6 protein-coding genes and 2 pseudogenes are annotated in these 6051 nt (G+C 65.6%); 4 read left to right on the top strand and 4 right to left on the bottom strand.

Annotation, left to right across the window (positions count from 1 at the left end; translation table 11 throughout):
* Window positions 1-345: pseudogene (locus tag IM632_RS09180) on the bottom strand (hypothetical protein); the annotation flags it as partial.
* Window positions 346-350: 5 nt separating this feature from the next.
* Window positions 351-692 (bottom strand): helix-turn-helix transcriptional regulator, encoded by a 342-nt coding sequence (locus IM632_RS09175; RefSeq protein ID WP_296482124.1) that lies wholly within the window; start codon window positions 690-692, stop codon window positions 351-353.
* A 212-nt stretch (window positions 693-904) separates the two neighbouring features.
* On the opposite strand from IM632_RS09175, the pseudogene IM632_RS09170 reads away from it, so the two are divergent.
* From IM632_RS09170 to IM632_RS09160, 3 genes and pseudogenes are all read left to right on the top strand, one after another.
* A pseudogene (locus tag IM632_RS09170) lies at window positions 905-1003 on the top strand (hypothetical protein); the annotation flags it as partial.
* A gap of 231 nt (window positions 1004-1234) precedes the next feature.
* A complete protein-coding gene (locus tag IM632_RS09165; protein WP_296497997.1) occupies window positions 1235-2530 on the top strand; it encodes an ATP-binding protein in 1296 nt (431 codons plus the stop codon).
* A complete protein-coding gene (locus IM632_RS09160; RefSeq protein ID WP_296497998.1) occupies window positions 2527-3414 on the top strand; it encodes a hypothetical protein in 888 nt (295 codons plus the stop codon). The genes IM632_RS09165 and IM632_RS09160 overlap by 4 nt, the downstream gene beginning before the upstream one ends.
* Window positions 3415-3706: 292 nt before the next feature.
* Here IM632_RS09160 and IM632_RS09155 read toward each other — a convergent pair whose 3' ends face one another.
* Window positions 3707-3841, bottom strand: a complete 135-nt coding sequence (locus IM632_RS09155) for a hypothetical protein (RefSeq protein ID WP_296498000.1) — start codon at window positions 3839-3841, stop codon at window positions 3707-3709.
* A 190-nt stretch (window positions 3842-4031) separates the two neighbouring features.
* On the opposite strand from IM632_RS09155, the gene IM632_RS09150 reads away from it, so the two are divergent.
* Complete coding sequence (locus tag IM632_RS09150; RefSeq protein WP_296498002.1) at window positions 4032-5234, top strand: amidohydrolase family protein; 1203 nt, start codon at window positions 4032-4034, stop codon at window positions 5232-5234.
* Between the two features lie 93 nt (window positions 5235-5327).
* Here IM632_RS09150 and IM632_RS09145 read toward each other — a convergent pair.
* Window positions 5328-6051, bottom strand: a 724-nt coding sequence (locus tag IM632_RS09145) for an SDR family NAD(P)-dependent oxidoreductase (RefSeq protein ID WP_296552255.1), incomplete at its 5' end; no start/stop codon positions are given.

The raw sequence follows: 6051 nt of genomic DNA, 5'->3' as shown, positions 1-6051 counted from the left end.
GCCGACCCGGTAGTCGCCCGAGGCGAGGATCAGATCGATGTCGCTCGGCAGGCGATCCCCCATCGCCTTGTACATGAGGTACTGGCCCCAGCCATCGGGGGCCGCATCGCGGATCCCGCCAAAAACGGCGAAGCCTTCCTCGGTCCGGTATGTGCGGTTGGCGGCCGGATCGTGGAGGGGCAGGGCCACAGGATCGACAGGGACGCGGTCCGGGCGGGCGAGATAGCGGCGGCCATAGGCAAAGGTCGCGGACGGGTTTCGCGGCTCATCGGTCATCGTCAGCAGCCCCGCCGGAACAGGGCCGCCCGCGAGATGGACGAAGACGTAGGTGCGGACGGTCGCCATGCCCGTCAGAAATCCAGGTCGTCGCGGCTGACGGCGTGCGTCGTCCTGGGCAGCCGGGCAAGGTCTTCGCTGATGCCCGCCTGATCGGTATCCGGGGCGATAAGATCCGCGAGGCGCTGGGTCATGCCGAACACATGGAGGGCGCTGGCCAGCACGGCCAGGCCCACGGTCGCATCGCCCGCCTCAAGACGCTGGAGCGTCTGCACCGAGACCAGCATGCGTTCGGCCATCAGCCGTTGCGGCAGCTTTCGCCGGCGGCGGGCAATGGAGATGTCCTTGCCCAGCTGCGCAATCGCGCGCTGGCTCTGAGGCGGCAGTCCTGTAGCGACTCTTGATGCGCGAGACATCAGAAATAAATGACATATCAATCGAAAGATATCAATCAGACATGATATGTCATATGTCTATGCTACGTATCTGTGCGCGCCAGGGCATGCTTGGCGCCGACACAATGCAAGGGATATGGCGCCAGAACGCCTGTCTCTGGCAAGTGAGACGCCGAGCCATGGCGCACCCTCCCGCATACGGCTTCCGGGCCGGCCCGCCCCGCACCTGGATCGCTGCGCCCAAGGACTTCAACGACCGCGCCGGTTCGATCTATGCGGGCACGAACGAGATCCAGCGGAATATCATGGCCAAGGCGGTGCTGGGGTTGTGAGGGTGGGCTTGTGGGGCGATCGGCGACAAGTGTCCGATTGATCTGCTGAACGGCGCCGGGCCACTTGACCCGCCCGGGGGCTAACCGGAGCGAAATCCCGGCCCGACCTGGTCCAAGGTTGGGGGCAAGGTCAAATCAAACTAGGGCTATCGTTATGGCTGGATGAAAAATGGGGGTCACGTCACCGCTTCTGCGCTGCTAGAGTGCGCCGCCAAGAGAGAGTGACCGGCCATGTACGTTCGACACCTCGAGATCCAGGATCTTCGCGCCTATCGAAGGGCCAAGGTGGATCTGCTGTATCCGGGTCGTCGCAAGGAGCCGGCGTTCGAGGACGTCGCGCGATGGCCACCCCGCTTCAACAACGTGAACGTCTTCCTTGGCAACAACGGGTCTGGGAAGAGCACCTTACTGGACGCCATGGCGCTGGCGCTGATCTCGCCTCTGGTGTCGTCCTCCGGATATCGTCCTCAGTCCCTCATCCGTCGGTCCTCACGAGGGGTAGTGAAGAAGGCGAGGGTGGGGGTCGATGTCGTTCTGCATGAACAGGACGGCGTGAAAGAGGGCCAGTTGGCCCGCTTCGCCGCCGCTGTGGAGCGCCGGGGCGATATCGAGTTCCTCCAACCGCTCGCCACAGACCAGAACGACAGCTATTTCCAAGACGACAGTTCTGCCTTCTTCTTCGTTGGCTATGGGGCATCGCGACGCGCCGAGGCGCTGTCGGCCAACGATCTTGCGACTCGGCGTCGCGCGCGCGCGGTCCGGTATGACCGCGTCGCAACGCTATTCGAGGACCACTTGGCGCTCATCCCACTGAGCAGTTGGCTGCCGGCCTGGGGGCTCGAAAACCCCGGCCGCCACAAGCAGGTGTTGACCCTGCTCAATAAGCTGCTTCCGCCCGGGGTGAAATTCCTGGGCGAAATGGAGGCCGGAGAGTACCTCTTCAACTTCCGGAGCCTCGTTGTTCCCATCACCGCCCTCTCGGACGGCTACCGGGCGTACCTCAGCTGGATCGCCGACCTGCTCTACCATCTGTGCATGGGCGCGCCGTCCGGGCGGAAGCTCACAGAGAGCCGCGGTGTGGTGATCGTCGACGAGATCGACCTCCACATTCATCCGGCCTGGCAGCGGACGGTGATCCCGACATTGGCGCGGACGCTGAAGAACATCCAGTTCATCTTCACGACCCACAGTCCGCTGGTCGTAAGCACCATCGAGCGCGCCAACATCCACAATGTCCAGATGGGTCCCAACGCGACGCCCAAGATCAGTCGGCCGACGGAGGAGACCTTCGGACTCTCGGCCGATCAAATTCTCCGCTCGGAGGTGTTTGGCCTGGATTCCACCCGCGACCCGGAATTCGCGGACAAGCTGCGCGCGCTATCGCAGGCCGCGGAGCGCGGCCAGGCCGGCGCAGCTCTGGCGTTCCTGCGCAGCGCCTCTGCGGGCGGGGGCGAGCCGCCTCCCGCCCCCGGCGAAGCGCCGGAATGGCTCAAGAAGTTCTCCCACAGCTCCTCGAGCAACGCGTGATCCGCTATCAGCCGCCTCTGAAACGGGAAGACCTCGAGGCTCTCATCGAAAAGCATAAACCCGGCTGGGGCAAGCGGGCGGACGAACGCAGGGCAGAGTTCGTCGAGGCCCAGAAGTTCGCTGAGAACTCTTCAATCTGGAGCGAGGTGAAGCCTGTCTACATGGCGCTGCAATACAACAAGTGCATTTACTGCGAACGTGTGCTGGGCGCAGAGCTCACTGGAAAATCCGAGCACGACGTGGAGCACTTCCGGCCTAAGGGACGGGTCTTGAAGTGGCCCTACCCGAGCCGCAAACCGAGGGTCAGCTACGACTACGACACCGGCCCCGGGAGCGCTACCGGCTACTACTGGCTCGCCTACGACATTGAGAACTTTGCCTGCTCCTGTAAGGGCTGCAACTCAGATCGCAAACGCGACTACTTCCCGATCCTCCGCACCCGCGGCGGGGCGACGATGACGATCACCGAGCTCAACTCATCGGAGTCCCCGCTTCTCCTATTTCCATTTGGAGCCAATGGCGACGACCCCGACGCCTTCATAACCTTTACCGGCGTGCTCGCCCAGGTTCATCCGACGGCGAGAAAAGATGATCGTAATCGGGCCCAGGTGACGATCGACTTCTTCAGCCTGAACGACCGGGAGGAACTGCTAGCAGACCGCGCTCGGGTGATCCGAGAGATCTTCAAGACAATACGTCTTTCACAAGACCCCGACCCGGCCATGCGGGCGAGCGCAGAGCGCGATATTAAGATAATGACCTCCGACGCAAGCCCTCAGGCCGCCTGCGCGCGCGCCTACCTTGCCCTTGCTAAAGCTGAACCTCAGAAGGCCTGGGAAATCTACGTCGACATCGACCGGTACCTAACTCCGCGGGCTCGTTGACCATGAGCCTCCGCGTTCGGCGATGGAGTCTTCGTCGTTGGGGGTTACGGTGACACTGTACGAAACCCCGGTCCTACGCGACTGAGTTCCTTGACCTCCGGGATCTCCACTGATGACCAGGCTGGTGAGCGTCGCTGTCCCAGGCCTGCCGCATCACGTCACCCAGAGAGGCAATCACTGACGTGACCCCCGTTTGTTCACCCAGTCGTAACGAAAGTCCTATGTTGATCTACGCTGGCACGAACAAGATGCAGCGCAACATCATGGCAAACGCGGTGCTGGGGCTGTGAGCTCAGGCGTCGCCGCGGTTTTTTAGCACGTCGCCCAGGCCCTCGACCTGGCTCATCAGGGCCTTCGCCCGCGCCTCGACGCGCTCGCGGCGGGCTTCCGGCAGGGCCGCGATCACCTCATCCAGTTTGCGTCCCATCACGATCTTCCCGGCTTCGACGGCCTAGGGACATAGCACATAAGCTATTTGACTTGATAGGTCAGCGCCCTTGGTGGGCGAATTTCCGGCGCGGGTGGGGCGACAAGGTGTCGGATCGCCCGCCTTGCCCTCCGCCCGGACTTGACCCCATAGTCGGCGTCCAAAGAACGCCATACGGGGGGAGACGACCATGGCCTACGCGCCGGCGGACCGCGACATCTACGACGCCGACAGCCACATCATGGAGCTGCCGGACTTCCTCAAGCGCTATGCCGATCCCGGGCTTCGGGACGAGATCCCCGAGGTGTCCTATTCGGCCTCCATCGTCACCGACGAGGAGGTGGCGGTGATCATGGACCAGGGCGGCCGGCACAGCGATGAGCACGTGGCGGCCCAGGTGGCCCTGGGCGACGCCCTGATCGAGAAGTCCAAGGAGATCCAGGCCCTGGGGGCCTTCAATCCCGGCGACCGGCGCACCGCCATGGACCTCTTGGGCTTCCGCAAGCAGCTGGTCTTCGCCACCCACAGCCTGCGCATGCCCTTCTCGCCGTCGAGCAAGCTGGAGAGCCGGCTGCGCTATGGCGCGACCCGGGCGCACAACCGGCACATGATCGACTTCTGCGCCGCCGACGACCGGCTGATGGGCGTGGCGGCCATCCCGCTGGACGACCCGGAGCTGGCCCTGAAGGAGCTGGACTTCGTCCTGGCCAGCAACCTCAAGGCCGTGTGGGTGCCGCACCGGGCGCCGATGGACCGCTCTCCGGGCCACATCGACTTCGATCCCTTCTGGGCGAAGCTGGCCGAGGCCGGCGTCCCCTTCGTCCTGCACGTGGGCGGCGCGCCCCTGCAGCTGGCCAAGGCGTGGATGAACAATGGCCGGCCGCCGACCAAGGACTGGCTGGGCGGCGGGGAGAACCTGCGCACCAAGGACGTGGCCGTCCTGCACGAGGGGCCCGAGCAGTTCCTGACCATGATGATCCTGGACGGGGTCCTGCACCGCAATCCGGGCCTGAAGGGCGCGGCGGTGGAGCTGGGCGCCGGCTGGGTCCCGGAGCTGCTGCGCCGCCTGGACTGGGTGGTGAAGCACTGGAGTCGCAACGACGCCAACCTGCAGGGCCTGCACCGGACGCCCTCCGAGCAGATCACCCAGCAGCTGGCCTTCACCCCCTTCGTCTTCGAGGAGGTGGGCGCCTTCATCGACCAGTCGAACGAGGACCTCTACCTCTTCTCCAGCGACTATCCGCATATCGAGGGCGGCCGGAATCCGATCGGCCGCTTCGAGGCCTCGCTCGGCGAGCGCCCGGCCAGCGTGCGGGACAAGTTCTACGCCGAGAACTTCCTGCGCATCTTCCCGAATGCGCGGGCAGAGCGGAAGGCGACCGTCGCGGCGTAAGGCGGCGGAGGGGCCGCTGCCCCCCTCCGGCCCGCTTTCGCGGTCCACCTCCCCCTGGAAGGGGGAGGAATTGCTCCCCTGCGGGCAAGGGGGTCAGGCGTTGCGGGCCATCAGGCCGCCGTCGACCGGGATGGTGACGCCGGTGATGTAGCTGGCGGCGGGCAGGCAGAGGCTGACGGTCATGTGACCGACCTCGGCGGGATCGCCATAGCGGCCCAGGGCCGTGCGCCGCTTGGCGTAGGTGGCCTTGTCGGCTTCGGGGATGCCCGCCGTCATGCCGGTGAGGATGGGGCCCGGACAGATGCAGTTGACCGTGATGCCTTCCCTGCCCAGCTCGACCGCCAGGGCGCGGGTCAGGCCGGTGACGCCGGCCTTGGCGGCGGCGTAGGGGCTGTCGCGGCTGGTGGCGCCCAGGGCCTCGGTGGAGGCGATGTTGACGATGCGGGGGGCCTTTGACTTGCGCAGCCAGGGCAGGGCGGCGCGGATGGTCAGCTGGTGCGCGGTCAGGAGGACGGCCAGGGACCTGGCCCAGGCGGCGTCATAGTCCGGGGAGTCGATGGGGCTGAAGGCCGAGATTCCGGCGTTGTTGACCAGGATGTCGAGGCCGCCGAAGCGGGCGGCGATGGCCTCGGTGACGGCGCGGACCTGGCTGGCGTCCGAGACGTCGAGGGCCCAGGCCTGGGCCGAGCCGCCGGCCCGCCGGATGGCCTCCGCCGCAGCCTCGGCGGACTCGCCGTTGAAATCGGTGACGGCGACGTGCGCCCCTTCGGCCCCGAAGATCTCGGCGGTGGCCCGCCCCATGCCGGACCCGGCGCCG

The sequence above is a fragment of the Phenylobacterium sp. genome (assembly GCF_020402505.1).
Taxonomy (GTDB): domain Bacteria; phylum Pseudomonadota; class Alphaproteobacteria; order Caulobacterales; family Caulobacteraceae; genus Phenylobacterium.
The sequence above is the reverse complement of the archived record's forward strand: the minus strand, read 5'-3'. Positions and strand labels throughout refer to the sequence as shown.